General features: G+C 52.3%; 30 protein-coding genes. 2 read left to right on the top strand and 28 right to left on the bottom strand.

Going from position 1 to position 24,550, the window contains the following annotated elements; all coding sequences use genetic code 11:
- Positions 1-158: 158 nt before the first annotated feature.
- The 3 genes from yahO to SK51_RS20975 all read right to left on the bottom strand — a co-directional run bounded on the left by yahO (position 159) and on the right by SK51_RS20975 (position 1,742).
- The gene (gene yahO, locus SK51_RS20965; protein WP_022647318.1) at positions 159-434 is read right to left on the bottom strand and encodes a DUF1471 family periplasmic protein YahO; all 276 of its coding nucleotides are present in this window, start codon (positions 432-434) and stop codon (positions 159-161) included.
- Between the two features lie 149 nt (positions 435-583).
- Positions 584-1,303, bottom strand: a complete 720-nt coding sequence (locus tag SK51_RS20970) for a lipopolysaccharide core heptose(II) kinase RfaY (RefSeq protein WP_023305620.1) — start codon at positions 1,301-1,303, stop codon at positions 584-586.
- Positions 1,304-1,313: 10 nt separating this feature from the next.
- On the bottom strand, positions 1,314-1,742 hold the full coding sequence (locus SK51_RS20975) for a glycine zipper 2TM domain-containing protein (protein WP_032676381.1): 429 nt from the start codon (positions 1,740-1,742) through the stop codon (positions 1,314-1,316).
- A gap of 308 nt (positions 1,743-2,050) precedes the next feature.
- Here SK51_RS20975 and SK51_RS20980 point away from each other — a divergent pair, with 308 nt between their 5' ends.
- Complete coding sequence (locus SK51_RS20980; RefSeq protein ID WP_022647314.1) at positions 2,051-2,341, top strand: hypothetical protein; 291 nt, start codon at positions 2,051-2,053, stop codon at positions 2,339-2,341.
- A gap of 354 nt (positions 2,342-2,695) precedes the next feature.
- Here the strand turns inward: SK51_RS20980 and SK51_RS20985 are convergent, their stop codons facing one another.
- From SK51_RS20985 to SK51_RS21005, 5 genes are all read right to left on the bottom strand, one after another.
- Positions 2,696-3,019, bottom strand: a complete 324-nt coding sequence (locus SK51_RS20985) for a hypothetical protein (protein WP_047728218.1) — start codon at positions 3,017-3,019, stop codon at positions 2,696-2,698.
- Complete coding sequence (locus tag SK51_RS20990; RefSeq protein ID WP_047359782.1) at positions 3,019-3,258, bottom strand: hypothetical protein; 240 nt, start codon at positions 3,256-3,258, stop codon at positions 3,019-3,021. The genes SK51_RS20985 and SK51_RS20990 overlap by 1 nt, the downstream gene beginning before the upstream one ends.
- Before the next feature lie 168 nt (positions 3,259-3,426).
- Complete coding sequence (locus tag SK51_RS20995) at positions 3,427-4,200, bottom strand: ORF6N domain-containing protein (protein ID WP_047359787.1); 774 nt, start codon at positions 4,198-4,200, stop codon at positions 3,427-3,429.
- Between the two features lie 68 nt (positions 4,201-4,268).
- A complete protein-coding gene (locus SK51_RS21000; RefSeq protein ID WP_047359781.1) occupies positions 4,269-4,982 on the bottom strand; it encodes a P22AR C-terminal domain-containing protein in 714 nt (237 codons plus the stop codon).
- Complete coding sequence (locus SK51_RS21005) at positions 4,972-5,145, bottom strand: Arc family DNA-binding protein (RefSeq protein WP_047359780.1); 174 nt, start codon at positions 5,143-5,145, stop codon at positions 4,972-4,974. Before SK51_RS21005 ends, SK51_RS21000 begins: the two co-directional genes overlap by 11 nt.
- A 113-nt stretch (positions 5,146-5,258) precedes the next feature.
- Here SK51_RS21005 and SK51_RS25065 point away from each other — a divergent pair, with 113 nt between their 5' ends.
- A complete protein-coding gene (locus tag SK51_RS25065; protein ID WP_080459243.1) occupies positions 5,259-5,627 on the top strand; it encodes an Arc family DNA-binding protein in 369 nt (122 codons plus the stop codon).
- Between the two features lie 320 nt (positions 5,628-5,947).
- Here SK51_RS25065 and SK51_RS21015 read toward each other — a convergent pair whose 3' ends face one another.
- From SK51_RS21015 to SK51_RS21110, 20 genes are all read right to left on the bottom strand, one after another.
- On the bottom strand, positions 5,948-7,258 hold the full coding sequence (locus tag SK51_RS21015) for a phage tail fiber protein (RefSeq protein ID WP_048207043.1): 1,311 nt from the start codon (positions 7,256-7,258) through the stop codon (positions 5,948-5,950).
- Between the two features lie 59 nt (positions 7,259-7,317).
- On the bottom strand, positions 7,318-8,283 hold the full coding sequence (locus SK51_RS21020) for a DUF6453 family protein (protein WP_048207045.1): 966 nt from the start codon (positions 8,281-8,283) through the stop codon (positions 7,318-7,320).
- A gap of 1 nt (position 8,284) precedes the next feature.
- Positions 8,285-12,142, bottom strand: coding sequence for a TipJ family phage tail tip protein (locus SK51_RS21025; RefSeq protein ID WP_048207047.1), 3,858 nt, complete (start codon positions 12,140-12,142; stop codon positions 8,285-8,287).
- 55 nt (positions 12,143-12,197) lie between these two features.
- On the bottom strand, positions 12,198-12,791 hold the full coding sequence (locus SK51_RS21030; RefSeq protein WP_048207049.1) for a tail assembly protein: 594 nt from the start codon (positions 12,789-12,791) through the stop codon (positions 12,198-12,200).
- Positions 12,779-13,510: a C40 family peptidase gene (locus SK51_RS21035; RefSeq protein ID WP_048207050.1), complete on the bottom strand. Its 732-nt coding sequence runs from the start codon at positions 13,508-13,510 to the stop codon at positions 12,779-12,781. Before SK51_RS21035 ends, SK51_RS21030 begins: the two co-directional genes overlap by 13 nt.
- Before the next feature lie 12 nt (positions 13,511-13,522).
- Positions 13,523-14,293, bottom strand: a complete 771-nt coding sequence (locus SK51_RS21040) for a phage minor tail protein L (RefSeq protein ID WP_048207052.1) — start codon at positions 14,291-14,293, stop codon at positions 13,523-13,525.
- Positions 14,293-14,643: a phage tail protein gene (locus tag SK51_RS21045; protein ID WP_045621122.1), complete on the bottom strand. Its 351-nt coding sequence runs from the start codon at positions 14,641-14,643 to the stop codon at positions 14,293-14,295. The genes SK51_RS21040 and SK51_RS21045 overlap by 1 nt, the downstream gene beginning before the upstream one ends.
- An 83-nt stretch (positions 14,644-14,726) precedes the next feature.
- Positions 14,727-15,113: a hypothetical protein gene (locus SK51_RS21050; RefSeq protein WP_127348274.1), complete on the bottom strand. Its 387-nt coding sequence runs from the start codon at positions 15,111-15,113 to the stop codon at positions 14,727-14,729.
- A gap of 56 nt (positions 15,114-15,169) precedes the next feature.
- Positions 15,170-18,325, bottom strand: a complete 3,156-nt coding sequence (locus SK51_RS21055) for a phage tail tape measure protein (RefSeq protein WP_048207054.1) — start codon at positions 18,323-18,325, stop codon at positions 15,170-15,172.
- The gene (locus tag SK51_RS21060; RefSeq protein ID WP_048207055.1) at positions 18,325-18,612 is read right to left on the bottom strand and encodes a DUF1799 domain-containing protein; all 288 of its coding nucleotides are present in this window, start codon (positions 18,610-18,612) and stop codon (positions 18,325-18,327) included. Before SK51_RS21060 ends, SK51_RS21055 begins: the two co-directional genes overlap by 1 nt.
- A 17-nt stretch (positions 18,613-18,629) precedes the next feature.
- Positions 18,630-18,968, bottom strand: a complete 339-nt coding sequence (locus SK51_RS21065) for a phage tail assembly chaperone (protein ID WP_044596250.1) — start codon at positions 18,966-18,968, stop codon at positions 18,630-18,632.
- Between the two features lie 66 nt (positions 18,969-19,034).
- Positions 19,035-19,826, bottom strand: a complete 792-nt coding sequence (locus SK51_RS21070; RefSeq protein WP_048207057.1) for a phage tail tip fiber protein — start codon at positions 19,824-19,826, stop codon at positions 19,035-19,037.
- Between the two features lie 121 nt (positions 19,827-19,947).
- Complete coding sequence (locus SK51_RS21075) at positions 19,948-20,283, bottom strand: hypothetical protein (protein WP_023330242.1); 336 nt, start codon at positions 20,281-20,283, stop codon at positions 19,948-19,950.
- A gap of 42 nt (positions 20,284-20,325) precedes the next feature.
- Positions 20,326-21,258: a phage tail tube protein gene (locus tag SK51_RS21080; RefSeq protein WP_048207060.1), complete on the bottom strand. Its 933-nt coding sequence runs from the start codon at positions 21,256-21,258 to the stop codon at positions 20,326-20,328.
- Between the two features lie 46 nt (positions 21,259-21,304).
- Positions 21,305-21,733: a phage tail terminator-like protein gene (locus tag SK51_RS21085; RefSeq protein ID WP_230679795.1), complete on the bottom strand. Its 429-nt coding sequence runs from the start codon at positions 21,731-21,733 to the stop codon at positions 21,305-21,307.
- Between the two features lie 7 nt (positions 21,734-21,740).
- On the bottom strand, positions 21,741-22,340 hold the full coding sequence (locus SK51_RS21090; RefSeq protein WP_048207064.1) for a hypothetical protein: 600 nt from the start codon (positions 22,338-22,340) through the stop codon (positions 21,741-21,743).
- A gap of 2 nt (positions 22,341-22,342) precedes the next feature.
- Positions 22,343-22,696, bottom strand: a complete 354-nt coding sequence (locus tag SK51_RS21095) for a hypothetical protein (protein ID WP_022651630.1) — start codon at positions 22,694-22,696, stop codon at positions 22,343-22,345.
- A gap of 1 nt (position 22,697) precedes the next feature.
- On the bottom strand, positions 22,698-23,180 hold the full coding sequence (locus SK51_RS21100) for a DnaT-like ssDNA-binding protein (RefSeq protein WP_045626288.1): 483 nt from the start codon (positions 23,178-23,180) through the stop codon (positions 22,698-22,700).
- Between the two features lie 2 nt (positions 23,181-23,182).
- Complete coding sequence (locus SK51_RS21105; RefSeq protein WP_023277171.1) at positions 23,183-23,368, bottom strand: hypothetical protein; 186 nt, start codon at positions 23,366-23,368, stop codon at positions 23,183-23,185.
- Between the two features lie 39 nt (positions 23,369-23,407).
- Positions 23,408-24,547 carry a major capsid protein gene (locus tag SK51_RS21110; RefSeq protein WP_023277172.1) on the bottom strand — a complete coding sequence of 380 codons (1,140 nt, stop codon included), beginning with the start codon at positions 24,545-24,547 and terminating at the stop codon, positions 23,408-23,410.
- Positions 24,548-24,550: the final 3 nt, after the last annotated feature.

The following is a 24,550-nucleotide window of genomic DNA, read 5'->3' on the forward strand; positions in this document are numbered from 1 at the left end:
GCCTTAGTATTTATCAAATGAAATGCAAATGAGAACTATACGCATTATGCATACGTAATCAAGCGTCAACGAGGAGTACTGCGCGAGAAGAGGTTAAAAACGATGTGGGGGAGAAGTACGGCGCACAACCACCCCAGACAGGGGTGGTTGCTAAAGCATTATTTTTTCTTGTAAATATCGGCGGTGCCGTGAATTTTGTTGTTTGTATTACCGGAAGTCAGCACCAGCACATCAGCACCTTCTTTATCGGCCTTTTCGACCAGCTCTTTTTTCGCATCGTCGACAGAGACTTCGTTAGCCGTGCTCACGGTACCGATTTTTTCGTACTGAGACTCAACTTTTTCGAATTCGTTTTTTGTCATCATTTCAGCCGCAAAGGCGTTGGTGGTAAACAGAAACGCGGTGCCCAACAAAATAGCAGTCGTTTTTTTCATAAACTTTTTCCTTAAGATTAATGAGCAACTACGAAAAGCCCCCACGCGAAACGGTGAGGTGTAATGAGCATGGTAGAGGATTGGCGAAAATGCCATATACCAGGGAAAATTCTTTTATAACAGGCTGTTGTCCTGCATGAATAAAGGGTTTAAGCGGTATTTGAACGCGCCAGATACTTCCTCTGGACGATTTTATGGTGTCGTCTGATTTTTTTTGCGATCAGGCGTTTTTCCCAACGCCGGTGGGATTCAATGGGAATACCAATGCGAAGGCTGGCCGTCACGTTGTCTTCAACAATCCTTTTCGCGTTACAACGCTTCCCGGACAGATCGATGATCCTTATTCCTTTTTCACTCAGGATGAAGTTCCCGCCGTGCGCATCGCCGGAAATGATTTTCAGATTGTGCATTTTCTGCATACTGTGTCGGATTTCACGCTTTATGTCCGGCGTGATCGCGGGAAGAACGCGTAACTCCGGACCGGGGACATACTCAAACAACATGAGCGAGATTTTTGCGAATCTGAAAATCCGGCGTTCAGCCAGGAGATAAAAATCATTCGGGAAGGTATGACCTTGCCTGCCAGCATAGTCGATCCGCTCAATCAAATTTTCGTTGGGGTTGGGCGTAAAAAACGATTTGAAAAATTTTTCTATCCTTTTTTTCCTGGGGGAGTAAATCTTTAATACAAACTGTCCATAGGGGGTATTCAGTAAAGAGACGTGGGTATGCGGAAGGCTTTTAAATACCATCTGAACGCTGAGTCGTTTTACATTACAGGACAATATATCGTCCAGTATTTCCAGGTATCGTGTATCGTTATTTTTATAACAGACGTGAAAACCACGGTATTTCATTTTTGTAATCATAATAATGTGCTTAGTATGTTTTTTCCACGGTGGTATTAGAACCCGTTGTGATGATACGAACTTTGTCGCCAGGGTTAAATGTCAAACCATTATTGTGCTGCACCACCTGAATAGTCTGCCCGGATTGAGTCTTGATAAGTAACTTCACTTCCTGTGCTGCCAATTCGTTAGACTGCCGGTTATGAGAAGCCGCCGCCCCGGCTGTTGCACCGGCTACCGTCATGGCGGTTTTCCCTTTGCCGTTACCGAACTGGTGACCCACTACGCCACCAATCGTGCCCGCGGTTAAGGTACGCAGCGGATGATACCCTTCTCGGGTATGCGTAATAATTTGGCTCTGCAGAACCGTGCCATCCTCCACCAGCGATCGGATGCCAGCGTAACTCGCCGGACTGGTGATAGCCAGAAAGCTCAACGCGATGAGTAAATATTTTTTCATTTTAAGCCTTTCTTATACATTGAAGGTGACACTATTCTGCCCGGCGAAAAATCATCTCCTTTAGCTAAATATGCTTTACCAGGCAAATAATTTATTTTTACACAAAACGACCATAAATTTAAAAATAAACAATTTAAAACTGGAAAGGTATATTGACTTCAATTATCAATAACGTGTTTTCCAGATACATTGTCAGAGTATTTGATTCAGACGAAGCAATATCCATTGCACAATTCTCAATAAGTACCAATCATCGTTATTAAAATAATGGTCCCTGTCCATACAGGGAAAACATCAGGAGTTATATTATGAAAAAAGTCATTCTCGCTCTGGCTTTCACTGCGGCATCATTTTCTGCATTTGCAAATCATCCGGTAGCCCGTGCGACTGCCGTCGCCTCCGCCGATCATCCTGTTGCCGTTGCGGCGGCCACCGGTGAAGGTAACCATCCTGTCGCCCGCACAACGGCGGTTGTATCTGCCGATCACCCTGTCGCCGTCGCAGCCGCAACAGACGGTAGTTATCATCCCGTCGCCCGTGCAACCGTGGTCGCTAACGCTGACCATCCGGTCGCCGCCGCGGCCGTTACAGGGCACTAATGGCGCTCTCCCCCGGCAAGTAAGTTGGGGGAAAAGTCAATGTGTCGTATGACCCTGGAAGGCCAGTTATAAAAGGTAATGAAAACACGATTCAGGCTGGTCAGGAACGGCTGAGTGCCGGAGGGTTAATGGCACGCCCTGTAGGATTCGAACCTACGACCTACGGCTTAGAAGAACGTAGAGTACTATTTAACACACTGTAATATCATTGGTTTTTCCGCGCTCGCAACGCGTTTGTGTCATTACGTGTCGTTACCTGCTTTCTCGTTATATTCTGATACATCCATGCATGACACATCTATGACACAGAGAATTCATAGCCATGCAGCCTGGCATAGCTATGCCTTTTCCACATCATATCACCGGGCAGTCGTCGTCATCCCTCGCGCGGTTGATGAAGAACGTCACCCGCCCCATTACCTCAACCTCTTCCAGTGCCGGGCCCTCTATCGCCTCGCCATCGTCCGTGATTAACACCTTACCCATCAGTTTGGCGAACTGCGTATGACCGTCGCAAAGAATCAGCAATATATCGCCCGGCGTTTTTTTCGTGGCAGGCTCAATGATGGCAAAGCCAACATCAGTTTCAAGCACCCTACTCTCTGCCCCCATATTACAGATCACCTCAGGGGATAGCCGTCGCTCGACGTAATCATTCGCAGGTGATGCAAATCCCATTACTGGACCCTCCCCATGTTACGCAGGACCCAATAGCGGTTATCGCTGCCGTCGGTGGTCTTATCAGCGAAGCCCGGCTGGTTGCGCTCTATCCAGGCATTCGCTTCTTCGCGCGTGTAGTGCCAGTTGAACTCCCGCAGCTTCTCGATAAAGCTGTCTGTGCTCAGATATCTATAGCCCTTATGGTTGAGCTTAATTACCGCAACGAAGGCGGCGTGTATGTCTGCTGTGCGTGGCATAATTACCTCACAAAATAACTGTATGCATATACAGTATTATCATTTGTAGGCTCAGATCAAGCGAAGCGAGTGAGATGGTTTATAAGTGGCGGTTCGGGCTGGGAAAATAGTTGTGAAAAACCCGCCGAAGCGGGTTTGATAAGTCTATGCGCTCATAGTCGTTTCGAGTTAAAACAGTTTTCTAAGTTCAATGCTGTTGACGGCCTTCCATGCCTCGGCAGGCCATGATTTAACGCTCCCGTAGGTTTCATCCGGTACATCTCTGGGCTTCATGCCATTAGCGGCACACCATTTCTTCATCGGCCAGTGACTGAATGACTTACCAGTGACGCGCTGAACGGCCTTGATCGTCGCATGCTTCTTGCACTCACCCAATTTCTCCGCCAACGCATTAGCCTTACGCTTCTCGGCTGAGGCTGTCGCCATCGCCGTGGCTTCACGCTTATCTGCGATCCAAAGCTTCTCTTTTACTGCTCGGTCACGCTGCTCTGTGATGATGCGGTTTTCCTTTACCTTTGACAGCAGATCTTCCAGTGCTGCTTCATAGGTAAGTGGAATGCCAGCAGAGGCGGCAGGACGAAAATACGAGTCCTCAAGACGTTCGAAGAAAGACCAAGCCTCGTCAGTGTCGACAATCTTAGACATACGGGCAGCGCCCTTCTCGGTCCAAAGAATAACGGAACGGGCTTTGCTCGAAATTTGTGCGTGACTATTAGTCACTCGCAAATCCTTCAACTCTTGACCTTTAATAGTGAAAATGTGGATGCCATCCATGAATCGACTAGCGTTGCGTGACAGGTTTTTCCGGATGTTAGCCTCATCAGAACCATACCCTGCGGCCAGCGTTTCAGTCGTAACAACACGCAAACCCTTCCATTCAATAACCGGCAGCGGCTGGGGATCGACATTTCGCTCTTGAACTGCTAAATTTAATGATGTCATTAGTTGGATCCTTCTGACATGTTTCAATGGAAGCCGGCAGCTCGTAACTACCGGCTTTTCTATTTGCATCACTGCAAAATTCCTTTCCCGTATGAGAAGACGTTTTTCCAGTCACTATCTCCCCATGGTTGTTCTTTGATGTGATCTGTTTCGCGCTTAAGAATGGCGCGAGCCTTATTGATCCCCCGGTTGTAATTTGTGCCAATAGAGCTAAATCGAGGAACCAGTCGATGCTCGGCAACTAACAGTAGAGGATGTACTTCGCGGCAAGCCTCATACATCACCGCAGCCGAACGCCAAAGATATGCGAGGGTGCATAATTCATCGTCCGTAAACTGCTTAGCGATTGGCGAGCGCTGAATTTCTCTGTCAAGAATGTCCAGAACCCAGCGGCGGAATTCTTTGGCCTTCGGGGTGGTAGCGAACATCGCGACAAGATGAGCGCCACGAAGCGAAAAAACGCGAACCGGAATATCAACAGCACCAGTCTTTCTAACGACACTCATTTTGAGGGTCGTTGACATATGTTCCGTAAATTCATCGTGATACCTACTGAATATTTGGGTAACGGCATCTGACTTTTTGTAACCGAGCGCCGCTGCTAACTCAGATGAAGTGAGCCATGTTTCACCAGCGTGTGATACCGGGTGAAACTCTGTCTGCTGGAAAGTTAATTCTTTGTTCTGTACACTGTTCATGTCATCATTCCTACGGTGGTTTGTTGGCAAAGAAGCCCGGTTAGTGTCCCCACACTGCCGGGTTTCGTCTTTTTTACTGACCATTAGCGCGATCCTCACGCAAGCTTTTAGCCAGTCGCTGCACAATCGCAGAGTTGATTGAAATTCCGTCCATCTCAGCCATTCTGCGGATCTCCTCTTTCATCTGTCCCGGTAGGCGAAGCTGGAAGCTTTCATTTTTACGACCAGCGTATGTAGTGGTTTGCATAGTAAACTCCTCATCAATGATACCAACTTGGCACTACAACCAATTTAACACCATTTATGATGGTGTCAAGTAGGTGCTATCATGATACAAATTTGTATCAGCGAGTCTTGATAATGAGTAAATTCCCCAGCCAAGAGATGGACCGTTTCAACGTGAGACTGCCGGCAGGAATGCGAGACGCCATAGCAGAGCGTGCCAAGCGCAATGGAAGATCGATGAATTCTGAGATAGTCGACATCATTTCCAGTGCTATGTCGCAACCAGCTTTAGCACAGGAAGGAATTGAGTATTTGCTTGGACTTGCTGAAGAAGGTGAGGCTGAAAAACTATCCGCGCATGATAGAGAGAGAGCCAGGAGTCTTGTTTTGGATGCAGCAGCTATTATGGCGCATAGGTTGGAATCAGAAAGCAAAGATTTAAGAATTCTCCTGTATCTGGCTTCGAAGGATAGTCCTCTCAAGGAGTCTGAGGATCTAAGCTAATTGTTAAAGAGCACCTGCTGGCGTGATTAAAGCGTCTTCTGGTGCTCAAGGATAGGGTTAAAGATGCAGAAATTACCCGTCAGGTAATTTGAATAGGTATGAGTAAGTAGCGATCGCACAAAATGCAAAATAATCTTTACTGGTACCATATTTTGGAAGAAATATTTGATGAATCTGACATGTGGTTAACCTCAGAATCACCTACCGTTCGTCAGGTTGGTATTTGAGTTTTACTCAGGTAGTATTCCCGACGTTTGCTCGGGCATGAACACTGAGCAATCAGCCGCCGCTCATTCTTACACAAAATGGGCGGCGGTTTTTTACGAGCCCTGTTCCTGCTTTAAAGCCTCTTCCGTTTGTTTCTGATTCCAGATGCTGTCAGCTGGCATTTCTACACGAACGCTGACGAACTGATGAGCCGGGATGTCAACCGGCTCACCATCTGCCAATCCATCACGCTCATTCCTGGCAAATGCTGGCGCAGAAGAATGTTCGCGGTGATAGGTTTTTACCAGCACAGAGCCGTCTGCGTTAACCTCGTAGTCCAGCCATATGAGCGGTTGCTTATTCCTGTCTGTGGGGATTTCAAATCCTCCGTCGATACCGCCCCAGGCAGCGTCTGAATTGAGTGCTTTACAGCCTTCAATAAGGTATTGTCCGATATCCAGACGAGTGACCGTGACGCCTTCTGATTCGTCGTTAGTTTCATATTTACCATTAGAGAAGACTTTGACGACCGGGGATGCCTGTTTTATAAAGCCATTGCTATCTACAACCGTATTTTTATCATCATACAAGATCCTGCTGTGCGTCCAGCCTGTGCTGGCAGAACCCCCCAAAATACGAACTTTGCCAGATGATTCAAAAGGCATTGAGAAAAGACTATAAGTATCACCGGTACGGGCAAATATTGTCGGAGAATAGTTCCATATATTCCATGGCTCAGGTATTTGGGCATCATTTCGAAGAACTGTAAGCCCATATCCTGTCAATCCAACAAGAAGATCATCCTGGCTCGTTGTGTTGAATATTAATGCCCCATCCGGACGACCAAGCCCAAACATGCCGGGCTGCATGACATTGTCGCTCATTGTTCCTGTGTTTTTTGTTGCAGATGTTCCCAAACCGAGGTTTGTGCGAGCGTCAGCAGCATTCTTTGCACCTGTACCGCCCTGGCTGATACTGAGCGCGGTAGTCAGGCCGCTTAGGCTGGTTATATCGCTGTTAGCCCCTTTCTTCGCCAGTGATTTCTGGCCCGGTACGGTAACGGCCACACCGTTAATCGTGATAGTGACGTCTGTAGTACCGTTCATCACATCAGCGAAACCGCTCATGTAACGCTGATACATAGTGAAGGTTTCAGCGATGTCCTGCGCCAGACCGTCGACGCTCAGGCTGTCGCTCAGAAGAATGGCATATTTTGTTCCAGCAGGGATTGTAGGGTTAGCAGCTGGCGTAACGGTGAGACTTGTTGCGCTGCCAATGGTGGTAATCTGAAATACCTGCACAGGGCTGGTCATTGCAATAACGGTACAGCCGTTACGAATAAGAGAACCAGCAGCAGTGAAGTTTGTGCCGGTACCTGTAAGGGTGTTTCCGCTGATGGCGATAGTGCCAGTAGTATAAATCATGTTTTCTCCAGGCAATAAAAAACCCCGCCGAAGCGAGGTTGATTAAAAAGACAGTTTATTCAGACGTACATATCGGGAAGAACGGGAAGGTTCAGTGGCGTTACCGTGTCATTACCAAAAATTGCATACCGCTCGCGCCCCAGATATTTCCCGCCCTGAACTGAAGCACTGCCGTTCTGTATTTTTATTCCGAACATTCGATACACGTACATGCCATTAACTTCGTGAGCCATCAGCCCGAATCTACCCAGCGGAACATACCCGCTGCCGATGCTCACGGCATTTTTTGAAGGCGTCCAGAGCTGGTTGAGGTAGACGAAAGGCCGCTTTGTCGTTGAAAACGTGCAGGCCCCGGCTGCATTGAAGATGTTTAGCCCCGTTCCCGGCTGCGGCGCCACACCACTGGCGAATATGACAATATCTATCGTGCCGGTTGTCGGAGCGTCATCGTTGGTGGATGGAGGGCTGAAGAACCTGACCGTGTTGCCATCGAAATCGACGGTGTTACCGCTATTGCAGCGCCCAAAGACGATATATTTGGACTTGTCGTACCCCGCTATCGTGGGAACTGTCCAGCCGCCTGTGGGGATATTGACGGTCCCCTTCCAGATACACTGCCCTGACTGCGTGGCATTGGTAATCGCCAGGAAGTCAGTACTGTCATCAATAAGCAGGCCTTCTCCTTTACGCTGGCCAGGAGGAAATATCTGCCAGATGCTTCCGGGGAACGTGTACGTACTCTCACGCTCACTGATGCTTACGTCCTTCATCGTGGAGTTCTGCGTCACACGGCCACCGGATATGGTGACCGAGTTCATTTTATGAAGCAGCCCTGAATCAAGGTAAGCTGTCGCGTGCGGGATAAACAGCACCTGCGCCCCGGAAACATAACCGGCAATATCAGCGTATTTGGCTTTCTGGTAGCCACTGTCAAAGTAGGATCCAAAAGACGGGCATCGAAGACCCGCCGTTATCTCCATCCGCTTTCCGCCATCATTCAGATCAATTAGTAGTCCTCTTGGCATGTTATGTCCATTCTCCAAGTACGATACGGCCGCCTCCGGTCAGGTTGATAGTTACACCATTACTGTCTATCACCGTCGCCTTGTTCGGCCCACTGAATCCAAAGTTACCCGTTGTGGCGTAAATCGAGCCACGAACAGTCACGTTGTTAAACACGGCATACCCGGACTTGTTGATATGCCATCCGACATTCCCTGTTCCATCCCAGGTTGATGACTGGATGTAATTACCGATTTTACTGTTACCGATCGTCCCCTCCCCGATAACAGCATCGCGGATTATCAACTGACCATTTTGCGTGGTGAAGACGATGGTAGGGGTTCCTCCTGCCTGCATCATCACTGCAAAACGATCTGCGAGGAATAATACCTGCGACTGCATGCCAGATGGAGTATTCTCAACACCTATCCCCATACCAGCAGCATACTGTTTTCCGTTCGCATCCACGGCAACCTTGATGCTGTACATCGCCTTCAGGTCGCCGTTGACGTTAGCAATGGCCTGCGCGTTGGTGGTGATCGCTGAAGTGTGCCCGTTGATGGTCGCCGTAATGCCGTTTATCTGCGTGGCCGTGGCCTGCTGATAATTGGAAAACGTCTGGTTCAGGCTGTTGATTGCTGCCTTGTTGCCGTTCACGTCAGTCTGCAAACTCAGCAGCGAACGCGCTGTTGCCTCCCTGTCGCTTGCCATAACATTATCAATACGATCGATGCTGGCCTTACTGTCACCGTACTGCGCGCTGAGTCTCACCTGCTGATCAACCTGCGCCAGCGTACTCGTAATTAGCGCGATGGAGTTACTCTGAATACCGCCGCTGGCCTTATCAGTTTGTGCCCCCAGCTCTTCCAGGCGTGATGCCATTGAGGAATCGAGGTCCGTGACAACCTGGCTAAGGTCAGTGATTGATGCTGTATTCTGAGCACCTACAGCAGCTGCTGAATCAGCTTTGTCAGATGCGGCCTGAGTGGCAGCCGTCAATTGACTTACCGCAGAAGCGCGAGCTTCAGTTTCCGTTGCTAACGCCTGGCGAACATCAGTAATACCCGCTTCATTCTGGGCAGTTTTCGCCTCAAGACGAGTAACATCCGTAACGCGGGCTTCCGTCTCAGTGGCGATCACCTCCCTGAGCTGTTCGAATGTCGCAGAGTTAGCGCCCTGCTGGGCTGTCTGGCGCACGACAACATCGGCAATAGCCAGCGCGTTTCCGATGATTGCTTCAGCGGTCTGCTTATTCGAACCTACGGCGGCAGCCAGACCATCGGCGTTCTCCTTAATCGCATCAGAAAGTTCAGCCAGTTTCTCGCTGCTGGCTACTGCATCCTCAATTAGGTCCTTGAAGACTTCAGAACTTTTGATGTCCTCCAGGATTGCATTGGTGATATCGGAAACATCGATACTGGCCTGCCCGCGCACCCAGTCTGTCCAGTCGCTCTGATTCCCGATGCGGTCAACCAGCCGGGCGCGATACCAGAATTCCTGACCTGCCTTCAGCCCCATCTGCTGATAGAGTTTCTGAGGATACGGAACATCAGCCAGAAGCATCGGACTCGCACCGTCAGAGGTCAGGCTGTATTGCAGTTCTGTATTAAGCGTATCACCGGAATCAGCAGGGAATCCCCAGGTTACGTTGATGCCGAAAACAACATTATCCGTTGCAGAAAGACCAACCGGCTTAGGCACATTACCAGTGCGTCCTTTCAGATGCGTGAGAGCTGAAGTTGCCCATAGACTTGAGGCCCCGCCAGAGTTAATTGCCCTGACTCTGACAAGGTAATCACCATCGAAGATACCGGCCACTTCGATATTGCGCAGGCCAGTCTCCGGCACGTTAACCCACTCATTGTCGCCGCGCTTCCACTGCACCCGATAGGCTATGACATCCGCCTGTGGTTTGCCGTTCTTGTCGACCGGCGCATCCCAGGATGCCGTCAGGGTAGCCACTCGCTGCCCCTGGCGCACTGCGTCATAGCTCGCTACCACGATATTGGTCGGCTGGTTGACGAGACCGGTTGGTATCAGACTAATTGGCGGCGTGTCCAGGCGGGCATTGTTATCGACCGCATCATATTTTGATGCGTTATATTCGGCCCCGGTGATTGTGAAGGTGTTTTCTTCATCATCAAATCTCAGGTTCGTAACGCGGAAGTATTGCAGGCGCAACTGCCCGGCATCGATGACGAATACAGCGTTGGGTAACGGCTCTGCCGTGAAAGGCGTGGCGACCACCAGCTGCGTGCCGTTTACGGCCTGGATCACCCTGCTTTCAACGGTACCGCCCCGTGTGCGGATCATCAGTGTGTCACCCGCAACGGCACTGGTTCCCCGATCGGTTGTCACAGCCTTCAACCCGGCGTTATATCCGGTTATACGCCCGCCATAAACACGCCCTGAAAGGCGTTCGTCAGCAAATGCAAACACGGTACCCGGCACGTAGACATAGCCATCAAGCCCGGTCTGTAGCGTGATAATCCGGTCAAGTGAGTTGGAGTACACAGCCCACCCGCCACGGCGCTGTGCTTCGCTCTCGCGCGTACAGCCGATTGCGGTGATCTGCGTCTGCTTAAACTTGAACTGCTTAACCAGGTCCGGGAACATCACCGCTGTTGTGCGGTCCTGATAGTGATTGTCAGGGTCGCTGAAGTTAATCAGCGCGCTGGAGTAGCGGGTCTTTTCACTGCCGCTCGAGTAAACCGGTTTGCCCACCACCGAAGCGCGGGTAAGGATTTGCAGCTTCGACGTATCTGCCGGCATGTCCGAGACAACATTGAACATATTGTTGCCCCAGAACGTCATGCCATTGAACCCTGCGGCGATATCCTTGATCACCTGCCAGGCGTCGGCCTGCGCCTGAATGTACACGTCAAACATGAAGCGCGGCTCGGTACCGCTTCCGCCTTTCCCGTCGGGTACCTTCTGGTCGCAGCGCTGGGCGATGCGATAGAGCTCCCACTTATCGAGCATTTCTGGCATCACGCGACGGCCAAGGCCGAAACGCGGCTCTGTCAGAACATCGAACCAAATCCAGGCCGGGTTATTCGTCCAGCCCCACTTAAACGTCCCGTCCCATGTGCCGCTGTAGGTTCGGGCTATCGGATCGTAATTCGAAGGGATGCGGATAATGCGCCCCTTAGGTTTACAGGAAACCTTCGGGATATTATTGAACGATTTGGCGTTGAACGACACATACAGCAACGCCGTGTGGGGATAACGCAGGCGCGCATCAATAACCTCAGTGATCGCCTGTACCTGCGTTTTGTTCTGCAACATCTGACTGGTGCTGTCATCAGTGTCACGCACCACGCGAATCTGCCAGCCAGTGCTGGCTTTGGGAAGATTAATACGGTGGGTTAGTTCATAGAGCGAACTGAGTTTCTCTGTGACGGTTCTTGTCATGACCGTAGAGAACGCACCACCATCTACAGCAAGATCGATATGGTACTTTACGGTAGTGCCGACAATATCCCCGTCGTTTTCCTGCTGCTGCAAACCCGGAATACCAATGCGAACGAGCACAGCGTCAATCTGGGTGTTGCTCAGCGCGCGCGTCCAGGGCGTGGCTTTTGTCAGCGATACGCCGACTGTAGTTTCGTTCTCCACTGCGGGGAAACCCGGAATCGGCGTCTGGGTCTGTGTGCCTGGCCGAAATTCCCAGGAAACGTTTTCAAAGTTCATCGTTCCGTCTGAGTTTCCCAGCGGCGTACCGTCCAGGAAAATGCTGGTCGCATCCAGACCACCAGCAAACTCACCCTCCCCGAGCGCCAGCAGCATGCGGCAGCGCGCCATTGACTGCGCCGAATCAGGTTGTTCTACAGGTGTGTGCTGCTTCTGGCTGCCACCCTTTGCACCAGTGATCGCTTCCATATTACATCCATAAAAAAAGCACCCGACTGGGTGCTTGATATTCAGAAAGGAGTTATCAGATGTCTTCGGCGACTATGCCAGCGCTGATGATAGCGCCGCCGATCTCGCGCTCACCATAAAGAAGCGCGACCGGGTTTCCCATCGCAAGGGTATTAACTGAGCCACCAAAGGCATAAGAGGGTTTATTGTCAGGGTCGTCTCGCCCCTGCAACCCTTTGGGCTGGGGCGAAAGCATCTGGTAAATACCGCCGGCCATCATACCGATGCCAGCGGATATCATCGCCCCACCAACTGGCCCAGCCCAACCAGCAGAGAGACCAGATACTACAATGCCCGCAACCACCATCACGGCACCAAGGATGGTTTGAAAAATGCCGGCTTTTTTGGCCCCCTCCATCACTGGCGCTATGCGAATATCGCTATTGCCTGCCAGCTCCTGGAAGTCCTGCACGCCTATGTTGCGCTTACCGCGAAACACCGCGAAGATCATGCCATTTTTTTTGGCATTCATCAGATAGTCTTCCAGCCCGTCGAAATTGATACATAGGGCTTTTACCGCTTCGGCAGATGTCTGCACTGCCAGTTTATGCACACGCCCGAAGCGGGCGCCCAGTGCGCCATACAGACGAATGGTGGTTAAACGCGCCATGGCTTTATCTCCTGCGGCAGGTCTTTGTGACGAACGCAGATCATCGTGCGGTCTTTGAAATAGCCTCGGGCATACGGGGTAATGCAGGAAGGCTGGCCGTAAAGGTGGTGGAGCAGTTCACCTTCTTCAGTGATGATGCCCGCATGGTTCCACTTATCGGAATCAACCTGCATGATGACCATACAGCCTGGTAGCGGATCGCACTCGACGAATCCTTCCCGCTCCCAGTTTTCGAAATAGAGATTGTCCGGGTACTGGGTTTCCCACCACGGGTAATCGACGCGAAAATCGTTCAGCGTGACGCCCTGAATGGCGTGCCAGTCCATAATTAGCCCCCAGCAGTCATTCGAGCCCAGGATAAACGGACGCCCAATAAGCGGCACCGCCTCCGGCATTATCTCGGCGTATTCATCGCTGTCAGGTGAGTAAATACCCCAGATCACGCCGGAGTTGTTGCACTGCTGGCGGTCCAGTTCGGACGGAATAGGCCGGGCACCGTCGCCAGGGTGGGAGTGGATGACGCGAATAATCGTCCCGATATCTTCGGCGTTAGCCCAGTGCTCGCCATCGATGCGAAAATGTTCTGTCGGATTTTCGTGCGTATTCGGCACGGGAATGTAGCGCTGGCGACGGCCAGACTGAATAACGAAGCCACAGCACTCACGCGGGGATTCCTCCAGTGCATGCGCCCGGATAGCTGCCATTATGGTTTTATTCATTGGTACGTCCGGTTATCGGGAAAAAAGCACGGTGGCTGGATAGCCTCCAAAATCAAGGGTCGCGGTATTAGGCTCTGCCAGCCCGGCACCAAACCGCTTACGGCAGTCACTCAGGCAACCGCCACAAACATCAAGGGCAGGATCTGATACCGGATTCCCTTTCGCGTCGAAATACGCAGTGCCGTTATAGGTGCATCCATCGCCGCTACGGTACTGACCGCGCAGCGCCCATTCACAAAGCGATGTGATTTGTCGGGTGGGGATCACAAGGCTCTGCAAATCGGCTGGGCTGCTGAGTGCCCAGGTAACCACCTCATCATCTTCGGAGGTTTTGGTGTCAAGCCAGAAGGTCTGAAGTGTGAACATTGACGAATCAGCTGTAGGGTTTACGCCACCAGGGTAATTTACGGCATCGAGATAGACCGCATAGGTATCGATAATGCTCACTTTGGCGTTAACCATGTCCTTAAATTGCAGGCACAGCGCAGTGATATGGCCGTCAAGGTTTGAGACGCTGAGGGTGGGCTCCGCCGCCTGGTCTGTTGATAGCTCCAGGCCTGAAACCTGAAACGGCCAAAAATCGTAGGTCTTGCCACCGAATGCTATTGGCTTTGGTCCAAGCTTTTCTTCTTCACCATTGGCAGCGTCGATCTCTTCCGGTGTATGGGGGAAAGGTGCGTAGTGGAAACGGTGAATACCGCCACTGAACTCTGAGGCGTCAACTTCAACCAGGCGTACTCTGCCACCTGGTGCCAGCATCGCCGCCTGATCGACTAATGCCATTATGCATACACCCCATAAGCCCGTTTGATAGTGAATGTCAGCTCAGCGAATTTGCTGCTGATCTGATTTTTCCGCACAGAATCTGCGACTACACGGTAAAGCCCCTTCTCTTCTCCCGGCGGCGTGATGATGAAGGCCTTCACGGTATGAGCCAGGAGGAAATCACGGACTGCATCAACCTCAGCCTCTGCTCCTGTATGCTTCATCGGCACCTGAATGGCTGTGGAGTTGATGCCATTCTCAGCCACCTGCTCATAGCCATCACCGAACTGCGCCGCGCGTACTGCCTGGCTATATTCAATCGCGCCAGCACCGAGCTGCGAGCGCCAGCTGTATGTTTCAACTGCCATATTTGCTCCATAAAAAAGCCCCGCATGTGCGAGGCTTAATACTGGTTGAAAGCATGGGGGGAAAGTTTTCAGACCATTTTGATTTAACTTCCATTCATTTCTACAAGCCGGTAATCAGTCTTCCCATCCTTGTCTTCAATACATTCAGCCCTGAATTTCTGCTCAAGACCAAATTTATTTTTGGCGCTAAACTCCTGCGTGGCGTAAAACTTACCGTCATCACCGAGCCATCTGTTCGAGCCAAACACCGACATATCCAGGGTGCTTTTGTTAATGACTGACATCCTTACGTAAGCTTCACAGGCATCGCGAAGCTCATCCAGTTTTTTATCCGTAAGTTCCTTGGCTTCTTTTTGCTTCTTTTCTTGTTCTGAAGGTTTGTTAACCAGCGCTGCAACAATAATCACTACAATCAGAAGCAGTAATAGTCCAATGGTTCTTAAGATCTTCTTAAAGATTTTTTTTAACACAATCATCCCCTGATTTTTATGGTTTTCATCATATTAACCAGGGGACGACGTAAACACTACCTGCCTTTACTGAAGTTGTAGATCATGCCTCCAGGCTTAAGGTGCTTCTGGATAACCTGCAACGCAGCGTTCTGCATTTCATCAGCAAGGGCACGGCCCATAGCATCACCAGAACTTGATGTGTTGGCTGTTGCCGAGCCACCAGCATCGACATTAACGGTGGTATTAATGATGGGAGCCATTGCCCCACCGCCTTGCGCTCTAACTCCAAGTCTTCCGGCAGAATCTTTTGCCAGTGGCATGATCGCTTCAGCTCCGGCCTCTGCGAATACACCGCCCTTCGCAAACTTGGACGTCCCCTGGAAAGTAAAATACTGGGGAGAGTCGTATACCCCATTAACGTACTTACTGAGCCCTGGCGAATCATAAACACCGCCTTTAGCGTTAAAAGTTAGGCCAGCGGCAGCGTTCGCGTAAGATCCCCCTGGTGTGCTCCCGCCTTTACTGCCACCGCTTATCCAGCCCATCGCGGCCTGTACTGTATAGGCCACTATAAGTTGGTTGGTTATCTCGAGGATCATCTTGAGCATAGATTTGCCGAACTCTTTAACTGACGCGGTGCCAGTTGTCATAAGCTCAGTCAGCATGTTGCTCAGGCCGGTCAGCGTGGAACTGGCAACGTTTTTAACGGCGTCGTAAGTGTTGGTTGCAGCATCGAGATATTCGTTCCATCCACTCACCGCACCCGCTTTCCAGTCGCCCCGTAATTTGTCCTCTTCGGCATAATATTTCCTGAGAGCCGCCAGTTCTTTTTCATACCCGGCATCCTCAAGTTTACCCCCACCGTTGAGCCAGCCCTGGCGGAGTTGCGCTTCCTCCATCATGCGCTGTGTTTGCCGACTGCTGAGGCCTACACTAGCGCGCAAAGCATCAGTCTTTTCCGACATCTGCGTGACGTATTTATTCGCCTGCTGCGCCAGGCCGTTAATCTTCTGCTGCGCCTCTACTTCCTTATTCTTCTGATCAACCACCTTGGCGGCGTTCAGAATCGCCTCACGGCTCGACAGTAAAGATTTTTCCTGAGCAGTCAGCGCGCGGGTTTTGGCTGCCTCATCCAATTCAGCAAACCGAGATTGCTGTTTACTGAACTCGGTATTTTTAGCGTGGGTTTCGCCAGTTTGTCGGAGGGTCTCGAGCGTTTCAGTTAACGTTCTGGCCTGGGCGCGGTAGTTCTCCAGGGTGCGATCGCCAGCATCCAGCGTGGCCTTGGCCTCTTTGGTCTTTTTGGCTGAGTCTTCGGCAAGCTTCGATACTGCGTCCCTCGACTCGCGGATCGATCCCCCCTCCCCTTTAACGCTGGCACCTCGCGCTTCGGCTTCATAATATGCCTGTGCGTTAGGAGCAGTGACACGCTTCCAAAGCTCGTTATAGCGTTTTTTGTTCGCCTCAATCTCTTTGTCCGCTTCCGCTCCAGCCTTTTTCATTGCCTCAGCGTCCATGCCGAGGAAATTAGCCAGTGCCCCACCACCAGGGATTTTTTCAGCCCAGCCAGCAATTGTGCCGGTGAATTTAGCGTCCAGTGAAGTAATGTTGAGGAACAGGTCTTTAATCGAAGCCTTAACAAGTTCGAAGATATCGATGATCTGGTTTCCCCATGCGCGCACGGTAACCCCGATTTGACCGAAAATGTCGGAGGAGAAAGCCTTAAACCCGTTCCACGCCTGCCCGATATTATCGGTGGCCTCTACAATTTTATTACTTCGATCCTCCATGGTGTCGGCAAAAAGCGTTATAGCTTCGTTTGCCGCTGCTGTTTTCCCCTTCGTTTTCTCCAGGGTAATGATGTGCTTCATCATGGCTTCATCAACAAAGCCATATTGCTGGTTCAAGCTTGCGAGCGCTTTAATAGGGTCGCTTGCCAGGCGTGAAAAATCCGCCAGCGCAGCCTTTGTATCCAGCCCAGCATCGCCCATAGCCAGAATTGATTTGGCGATTTTCGACATCTGGTCGGCGGTATACTTCCCGGTGTCATTTAGTTGGACCAGGGTATCAACGGACTCAGCCAGGGAAGCACCTGCGTTATCAGCAACAGCTTTTGCCGCATCGTTCAGTTGCTGCATGGAGGAAAAACCAGCCCCGCCCATCAAAATGAGCGATCTGGCAACGTTGTCGAACTGTTGGGATGAACTGTATGCAGCCCCCGCCAGAAGAGCCAGCAAACCCACCGAGCCAGCAATCGCAAGGTTAAAGGTATTTAACAGGCCACCCGCCCGCCCCAGCTTCTCCGCTGCCTCACTGGTGTTGTTAAGTCCTTCAGCAGCGTCACTAATCCCCGCTGCCGACTCGGATGTTTCTCTGCTCTCCTCGTTAAACCCAAACAATGCGTCCCGCAAAGCCTGGAGCATTGGACTTAACCCCCCGAAGGAATCTTTTATTTGCCCACCTTGCTGGAGCAGGATAAGGAATGGAGACTGCCCTCCCGCCAGTTGCGTAGCGATATCGGTAAACTGCGCCGGAAGCGTGCGCAGCGCTGCGCTGTATTGACCGACGGAGATTCCAGCGCGGCGGGCCGCCGCCTCTTGGCGGGATAGTGCCTCTGGGAGAGCGTCAGCCACGCCAGAGAGGCGCTCACGCGTCTGGTTAAGGATTGTGTTGAAGTGCTCGAACTGAGCGCCGTTAATGCGCCCTGCTTCGAAATGGGCCACCAGCTGTGCGTGCTGTTCATCCAGTGAATTGAACGCACGGATAGTCGGGTCGATGGAACCCAGCAGGTTCTTTAACGCTGCGGACTGCTTCTCTGCCGCCTGGGTAGCGGCTAATTCGGCCTGAGCGCGCGCCGCGGCTTCTCCGGTGTCGGTCAGCTTGAGACGGGTGTCATCCAGGATTTTGTTGTAAGCCTGAAAGGTATCGGTATCCAGGAAACCTTTGGCCTGGAATTTCCGCAGCGATTCTTGCTGCTCATCCAGGCGGTTTAAGGCCTTGGTAACCGGGTCGATATTCTCCAGCAGCCCTTTGAGCGCGTTCTGCTGCTCCTTGAGCCCTTCACTTCCTTGCTTCGCAGATTCAGCGCCAGCGCGAAACACGCTATTCAGATCATCTGCTTTATCTACAGCACCGGCCGCCGCCTGGCCGAGTTTATCCAGTTCGTTGCTGGCTGTTTTCAGGTCAGAAACATCGGCCCGCAAAGTAATCGAGGCGATCTGGTCTGTCATTATTTCGTCTCCTTATGCATTACCTTGAGAGCCTCGCTTTCCATAATTTGAAGGTCAGCCATGCAGGCCGCCGCATCCTCAACCCCGTGTAACTTGAACATCCAGGGGAGAACGTTGTAATCAAGGCCGGTCGCCCCGCTCCCGCCGACGCGCCACTGGGTTGCCAGGGCAGAGAAGATGGTGAAAGACTTCCACACAGAGGGCAGGATCCACACCTCTTCCTCCACATCATCAGGCGTTAAACCAAAAGCGCTCAGTTCCGCGAGCGTCGGACCCGGCGTATACAACGCTGCGGCGACCTGCCTCAGTTTTTTTCGCGGATACCCATCAGCTCTTTGGTGTAGGCCAGACCGATGCTGTCGAACGCGCGCGGGTAGTTCTGAAGAAGGACAATAACGTTGTCGCGGGTGAACTCGTCAGGTAGTGCCCACCCCTCGACAATTTCCATGAGGTAGTCGGCCTGCGGCTCGATAGCAGCCTTTTTACCTTCAGCGGCCTTTTGCAGCTTTTCGTCCATAGAGCGCAGCTCTTCCAGTGTCTTATGGCGGAAGGTGAACGTCAGCTTGCCGTCTTCGGCTCCAGCACGCGGAATGCTCGCGGTCACAGAAAAAGTTGGGTTGGGGTTCAGAGAAAATTTGGTCATTTCGGTTCCTTAGAAAATGAAAAACCCGCCGTAGCGGGTTGAATATTCGAGTGCGTGATGGGGGGGTTATCGTTTGTACAGCAGACCGCCTGGCTTGAGCGCATTGAGGAGAGCATCGTTCACCGCTTCGTGCATCGCCTGTTGCAGGCCAACTACTGAAGCTGTCTGCGCATCAATCTTTGCCAGGAGGGATGCGAACAAATCGCTTTCACGCACAGCATCAATGACGGCCTGCTTCGTTTCATCGCCAAGTGCGATATTTATCTTCGTTTTTGTTACGACGGCGTTCTCGATGATGGATGAAGCGGCTTCATGTACCTTAAAGCGATCGGCCAGAAACTCAACCTTGCTATGCTCACCTTCAACACCGAGGGTCATGCCAGCTTCGTGCGGCTTGCCTTTGCCGGCGACGTTTAATTTAACGCTGTAGTTTTGAGACACTACGCCATCGCCAATCAGCGCTTCGTGGATGTAAGCCTTGCCGGTTTTATCGACAAACCAGCCACCTTTAAGGCCATGAAGTGCGCAGCTGTTACGGATCTCTTCGTCCAGCGCCTCAATAATCTCTTCGGTATCGACAGAAGAAACCCCTTCGATCCAGTCACCGGCTCGCCAATCTCGTGCTGAGCCATCTTCTGCAATTGGACGCAGGCGCACCTGCAATCTCTCACCAGCTTTGAGGCCGGAAATAAGGCATACGGTAGCTGGCCAGAAGATGCGTTCTTTCATAAGTCGGCCATCTTCATGAAGGCATTGCAGTTCTAGCACCGCGCAGCCACCTGGCCATTTCCATTCGACGTCCACACCAAAAGGTTTGGGAGTGGTTTTTACGTAAGGGACGACTGAAGGTTCTGACATTTTAATTTTCCTTTTAGACGTGATCCTGTCGCACGGAAAAGCCGCCGAAAGTTAACGGTTTGCCCAGGCTCACAGCTGAAAGACTTTCTTCGATGTGCGCGTGCGATGCGCAGATGTGTTTTTACCTGGAGCCTTCGTATGCGGTGTTCGTCAGCTCATCTGACAGTTCGCTGATGGAGTAAGCGATAGCCATCTTCTGTTCCCTGCTGAACGACGGCCAAAGATGACGCAAAGATTTAGTGAGGTGATGTTGCCAGTGTCCATCACCGCTTAGATCTTCCCATCCATCAGGCAGGAGACATAGCCCGTGACCGTAAAGCCCCTCTTCCGGGGTAAGGGGTGGCCGAGCGGTTATTGTATTTACTGGGCCATCACCCCAATTGCCGATAACTATTTTCCCGCCACCAGCCATATTGACTGTCATCCCAACCTCACTAATCTCAATTGTTCCGCTCATGGGTTACTCCAAAAAAAAGCCCGGCTTACCGGGCCTGATTGGTTAGCTGACCGTGACAGTACACGCAGCAGAGGTGATGGTTTTGCCCGCGGCGTCGGTGACTTCACAGGTGTAAACGCCAGCATCCCCGGACGCGACGGACGAAATGTTGAGCGTCGAAGCGGTTTTGCCAGGAATAGCGGTGCTGCCTTTCTTCCAAACGTAGGTGTAAGGTGCTGAGCCGCCCTTCATTACCACTGCCAGATCCAGCGCTGCGCCTGTGGCAACGGACTTGGTGGCCGGCAGGTCAGTCAGGAACGCCAGAGGCGTCACGGATGAATCGGCGATCGGGTAAATCTGCATGTCCGATTCGAAGTTCATGCGCGCCTCGTTACTTTCCACAGCGTTGATTTCCGTGCGCGGCACGCGCTGGAACGAGACTTTGGCTGAGTAGAAACGATCGGCTTTGCCGCGTGGGTTATGGAACCAGACCGCGGTGGTGTCGCTGGAGTCATCCAGGTCAATGAGGCGTTTGTAGATCGCCAGTTGAGGGTCATGTGCAAAGGTGTAAACCTGAACCACCGCGTTTTTAAACGTTGGGATAGTTCGCGCTTTGTCATCTTCCAGGAACTGCACGCTGATGGTCTGCTGGTCACCACCTTCAGTTGATAGTGTCATCACCTGAGGCATGGTGATCCATGAGTCGATTTTACGCAGCGTGCCCGCGCCAGTGCCTGCCGGGAATTTGGTGGTGTCGGTAGTATCGAATGCTTCCAGCACGATTTTATTACTGGTCACCGATTTTACGCGCAGCACCATGTTATCGAGCTTTAACCAGCCGGAACTCACCTGAACTACGTCACCGGCCAGAATGCCGGAAGCCGATGCAACGGTCAGTTCGCATTCCGTCGCGTTAGAGGCTGCGGTAAAGGTGATTGGGGCTTGATAGGCCTTGGCCACGTTCACACGCGAGCCGTTAGGGATTGCGAATGCCATAGCACTCTCCTGAATTTAGCTAATAAAAAACCCGCCATCTGGCAGGTCAGTAGTCAGCGCGGTACTGCATGCTGACGGGAATGGTGTAGGTTATGGAGCCACTGGACCCGTTGGGCGCCGAGGTTGGCCGGTCCTGGATGGGTTGTCTCACCTGCGGCGGCCCGTTGATGTAAACCGTCAGATTACCGTCCACCAGCGGCAGTCCTTCAGGGAATGCATCTGCCACCGACTGGGCCAGCCCTCTTGCCTGGCTCACGCCTGAGCCTGCGGGAGTAATGATGTTTACCTGCAAGATCCCCTGATAGGTACGCATCAGACCTTCTATGTCCTGACCTACAGTTTGTGCAGGTAAAACATAAACACGGGCGTATGGCGCATCCGGTGGATCAAATACGATATTCGGCCATGCGATCGGCAAGCCGAGAGAGGCCGAGATTATGGCTACCCGACTCTCCAGCAGGTCAGCTATTCGCATGGACTGATCACCGACCATTGCGTACCTCGCTCATTGCCTCACGGAAATATTGGGCTGCATCCAATGCGGTCAACCCGACCATACCTCCGGGCGCCTGGTTTGAATGTCCGTTCTCCAGTGCCTGGGCATATGGCAGGTTGTTAGTGAAGTAAATCGTGCTCACTTGCCCTACTTTGAACACCTCAAGCACCGCCAGACCGCGGGAGTTTGAACCCTGCCCCGAAGCGTCCGGGGTATCGTTCGTCTCTGTTGGCTGGCTATCGAACCCGACATACCAGTTGTTCTTGAACCGACCACCGACATAACCCTCAGGCTTTTTGATGTCCATCGAGTCGTTTACACGCAAACCGCGCTTTAGTCGTCCCGATTTGGTCAGGTTGGCAGGATCATCGCGAAGGGCAGCATTATGTTCACGCACTGCAGTATTATAAGCAGAGGCCGTTTGGTTCACTTGCCAGGTCTCCGGCTGCCCGACTGGTGACATCTCCACCAATCTACCCAGGATTTTGATACCCGTCCGGCGCACCGCCTCGTCAATCTCCTGCTTTGAGCCATCAACGAACAGCTGAATAGCAGCCAGGAACGGCTGATTTGCAGAACTGGTCATAATCAGGTCCTCAGCTGGATGTTGTAGGAGATCAGCACATCTGCGGGCTTAACCGGATTCGGCTGAACCACGCGCCACTTTTTTCCGTCGATATCAATGAGGTCGCCAATGCGCACTTCCGTTTCAAACGTGGCCGCCAATTTTTTATCGCCCGTAGCAATCAGTGAACCGTCGATTTCACGCGTGGAGTATTCGGTGATAACGCCGGTAACGGTCGCTGTAATAGGCTCGGTGATAACCTCTTTCCCGTACTGATCGCGGGTGGTGGTTCCGCCGCGAGTCAGTTGGTAGGCTTTGCCGTTCTCCGTCAGTAGCCGCGTTGCCGTAGCGCGCATGCGGCGATAGTCGATTGCCATGCTACCCCCTTTCGATCCGGACCTGGTTGCCGCCCACCACAAGCCCGCGCAGCGAGGAATAGAACCAGGGGAATGATGGAGTAGCCTTATTCGTTCCCGGCTCGTACTGCACAGAGACCGCCCCCTGTACGCTCTCAGCTATGACCGCGCCGCCACCGGAGACCGACGGCGTGAGGTCAATCTCCTGCGACTCGATAGCCAGGCGGCATTGGGCATCAATCAGGCGCTGTGGAATAGCATCATCCGGCAGGTCCACGCCATCGAAGCGTACGCCGGAGCGCGGCCAGGATAGAGGCTGAGATGCGCTGGAGCGCTGACCACGCCAGGTCCTTCCTTCCAGAAAGTCCATCGCCTGCATCAGCATCTGGCTGCATTCGCCATCTTCGGCAGGTATGGTGTATCCGCGCGCGGCGGCAAAGACCCGCAGGTCGGACACGCTGGCGTAGCTGTTAAAGTCCGGCGAATGGGGATCGGCAACCAGCATGGTTATTCCTCCAGACGCCAGTCCAGCGCCAGCCAGTTATCCACTTCATCAGGATGAACATCTGCACGCAGCGGGCCGCCGGGGAACTCTGGGGTGTCACGCACCATGACCACCAGCTCAATACCCTGCTGAGCTGCAAGCTTTTCCGCGTCACGCTGCGCGCGCTGCTCTCTGGTTAATCCGGCCATTGGGCCTCCTGAAAAACAAAGGGGCCGAAGCCCCCTGGGTTAACCCATGATGATGGCGGAATGACGTGGCGCCACAGCAGCCACACCCCATGCCAGACCAACTTCATAACGCACCTGACGGTACTGGCGGTACAGCGCAACCTGGAAGGTGATGCCAGATACCGGGTCGGTCACATTCATGACGTCATCAGCAGTATCGCCACCTTCAGGCATCGCCGGGGTACGACTGGCCAGCAGGAATGCCCCGCGGTCAAACGCCATGTTCGGTACAAATTCGCTCAACACAGTGACATCAGCCTGGTCTGCCAGATCCTGACGGAGCCCCGGCGCGCTGATGGTGATAGTGGAAGACGTAGCCGCAACAACCAGATACTGATTGTCATCACCAGCGAACTTCACCGCAGTACCTGCAGCAATACCGCCGGTGCCGGCAGAGATAGCGATGATGATATCGCCCTCTTTCTTCTCGCCATTGACCTTATAGCCAGCAGCAGCGCTTTTCGCGGTACGCTTGATGCTGAAGGATTCGTGGAGGTTGAAGCCCATGATGCGACCGATAACACCTTCACGCAGCAGCTGGTCGGTTCCCGCTTCGTTCGCTTTGAAGAGGACAGCCTGTTTACCACGGATGGATGCCATCGCTTCGCCACCAAGCACCATACGCAAATCGGTAGTCGGCGCACCGTTATCGGTCAGGATTTGACGCGCCAACGCAGCATCAGTCAGATCGTCTTTGATGCTGAACGGGGTATTCTTCGGCGCGCCAACAGCGCGGGAGGAGTTGAGGTACAGCGCAGCGAGGTCTGCATCCACTTCGTTCGCCAGCGCTCGGAAAGCCTGCTTGAACTGGTCAGCCAGGATGGTGTTGTAGGTACCAGCCGGGCCCAAAGCCAATTGCTCTTCACCATTCCATTTGACCGGGGCCATCTTGGATTTGGTGATTTTGACATCCACACCACCGATGGTCTGGTCGCCAGAATTAGGTGCTGACGGACCAGGGACAATATCTTCAGTGGTGGCTGCAGGTGCGACTGGCGCACGTACGGTCTGGTCTTTTGCAGCAGCATCCGCTTTCGCGTCACGCGCCACCGCAGGAATAAAACCAGTTTGCTCGCGGGACACTACGTCCAGCGCGGTATAGATGGTCGGGATCAGACCAGTAAGGGTATTGCCTGCCATTTA

Source organism: Enterobacter sp. MGH85 (assembly GCF_001037655.1).
Classification (GTDB): Bacteria; Pseudomonadota; Gammaproteobacteria; order Enterobacterales; family Enterobacteriaceae; genus Enterobacter; species Enterobacter intestinihominis.

What these genes read in the sequence shown, in the direction of transcription:
- yahO (WP_022647318.1), bottom strand. Translation starts at nt 434, where the DNA reads ATGAAAAAAACGACTGCTATTTTGTTGGGCACCGCGTTTCTGTTTACC.
- SK51_RS20970 (WP_023305620.1), bottom strand. Translation starts at nt 1,303, where the DNA reads ATGATTACAAAAATGAAATACCGTGGTTTTCACGTCTGTTATAAAAAT.
- SK51_RS20975 (WP_032676381.1), bottom strand. Translation starts at nt 1,742, where the DNA reads ATGAAAAAATATTTACTCATCGCGTTGAGCTTTCTGGCTATCACCAGT.
- SK51_RS20980 (WP_022647314.1), top strand. Translation starts at nt 2,051, where the DNA reads ATGAAAAAAGTCATTCTCGCTCTGGCTTTCACTGCGGCATCATTTTCT.
- SK51_RS20985 (WP_047728218.1), bottom strand. Translation starts at nt 3,019, where the DNA reads ATGGGATTTGCATCACCTGCGAATGATTACGTCGAGCGACGGCTATCC.
- SK51_RS20990 (WP_047359782.1), bottom strand. Translation starts at nt 3,258, where the DNA reads ATGCCACGCACAGCAGACATACACGCCGCCTTCGTTGCGGTAATTAAG.
- SK51_RS20995 (WP_047359787.1), bottom strand. Translation starts at nt 4,200, where the DNA reads ATGACATCATTAAATTTAGCAGTTCAAGAGCGAAATGTCGATCCCCAG.
- SK51_RS21000 (WP_047359781.1), bottom strand. Translation starts at nt 4,982, where the DNA reads ATGGTCAGTAAAAAAGACGAAACCCGGCAGTGTGGGGACACTAACCGG.
- SK51_RS21005 (WP_047359780.1), bottom strand. Translation starts at nt 5,145, where the DNA reads ATGCAAACCACTACATACGCTGGTCGTAAAAATGAAAGCTTCCAGCTT.
- SK51_RS25065 (WP_080459243.1), top strand. Translation starts at nt 5,259, where the DNA reads ATGAGTAAATTCCCCAGCCAAGAGATGGACCGTTTCAACGTGAGACTG.
- SK51_RS21015 (WP_048207043.1), bottom strand. Translation starts at nt 7,258, where the DNA reads ATGATTTATACTACTGGCACTATCGCCATCAGCGGAAACACCCTTACA.
- SK51_RS21020 (WP_048207045.1), bottom strand. Translation starts at nt 8,283, where the DNA reads ATGCCAAGAGGACTACTAATTGATCTGAATGATGGCGGAAAGCGGATG.
- SK51_RS21025 (WP_048207047.1), bottom strand. Translation starts at nt 12,142, where the DNA reads ATGGAAGCGATCACTGGTGCAAAGGGTGGCAGCCAGAAGCAGCACACA.
- SK51_RS21030 (WP_048207049.1), bottom strand. Translation starts at nt 12,791, where the DNA reads ATGGCGCGTTTAACCACCATTCGTCTGTATGGCGCACTGGGCGCCCGC.
- SK51_RS21035 (WP_048207050.1), bottom strand. Translation starts at nt 13,510, where the DNA reads ATGAATAAAACCATAATGGCAGCTATCCGGGCGCATGCACTGGAGGAA.
- SK51_RS21040 (WP_048207052.1), bottom strand. Translation starts at nt 14,293, where the DNA reads ATGGCATTAGTCGATCAGGCGGCGATGCTGGCACCAGGTGGCAGAGTA.
- SK51_RS21045 (WP_045621122.1), bottom strand. Translation starts at nt 14,643, where the DNA reads ATGGCAGTTGAAACATACAGCTGGCGCTCGCAGCTCGGTGCTGGCGCG.
- SK51_RS21055 (WP_048207054.1), bottom strand. Translation starts at nt 18,325, where the DNA reads ATGACAGACCAGATCGCCTCGATTACTTTGCGGGCCGATGTTTCTGAC.
- SK51_RS21065 (WP_044596250.1), bottom strand. Translation starts at nt 18,968, where the DNA reads ATGACCAAATTTTCTCTGAACCCCAACCCAACTTTTTCTGTGACCGCG.
- SK51_RS21070 (WP_048207057.1), bottom strand. Translation starts at nt 19,826, where the DNA reads ATGTCAGAACCTTCAGTCGTCCCTTACGTAAAAACCACTCCCAAACCT.
- SK51_RS21075 (WP_023330242.1), bottom strand. Translation starts at nt 20,283, where the DNA reads ATGAGCGGAACAATTGAGATTAGTGAGGTTGGGATGACAGTCAATATG.
- SK51_RS21080 (WP_048207060.1), bottom strand. Translation starts at nt 21,258, where the DNA reads ATGGCATTCGCAATCCCTAACGGCTCGCGTGTGAACGTGGCCAAGGCC.
- SK51_RS21085 (WP_230679795.1), bottom strand. Translation starts at nt 21,733, where the DNA reads ATGCGAATAGCTGACCTGCTGGAGAGTCGGGTAGCCATAATCTCGGCC.
- SK51_RS21090 (WP_048207064.1), bottom strand. Translation starts at nt 22,340, where the DNA reads ATGACCAGTTCTGCAAATCAGCCGTTCCTGGCTGCTATTCAGCTGTTC.
- SK51_RS21095 (WP_022651630.1), bottom strand. Translation starts at nt 22,696, where the DNA reads ATGGCAATCGACTATCGCCGCATGCGCGCTACGGCAACGCGGCTACTG.
- SK51_RS21100 (WP_045626288.1), bottom strand. Translation starts at nt 23,180, where the DNA reads ATGCTGGTTGCCGATCCCCATTCGCCGGACTTTAACAGCTACGCCAGC.
- SK51_RS21105 (WP_023277171.1), bottom strand. Translation starts at nt 23,368, where the DNA reads ATGGCCGGATTAACCAGAGAGCAGCGCGCGCAGCGTGACGCGGAAAAG.
- SK51_RS21110 (WP_023277172.1), bottom strand. Translation starts at nt 24,547, where the DNA reads ATGGCAGGCAATACCCTTACTGGTCTGATCCCGACCATCTATACCGCG.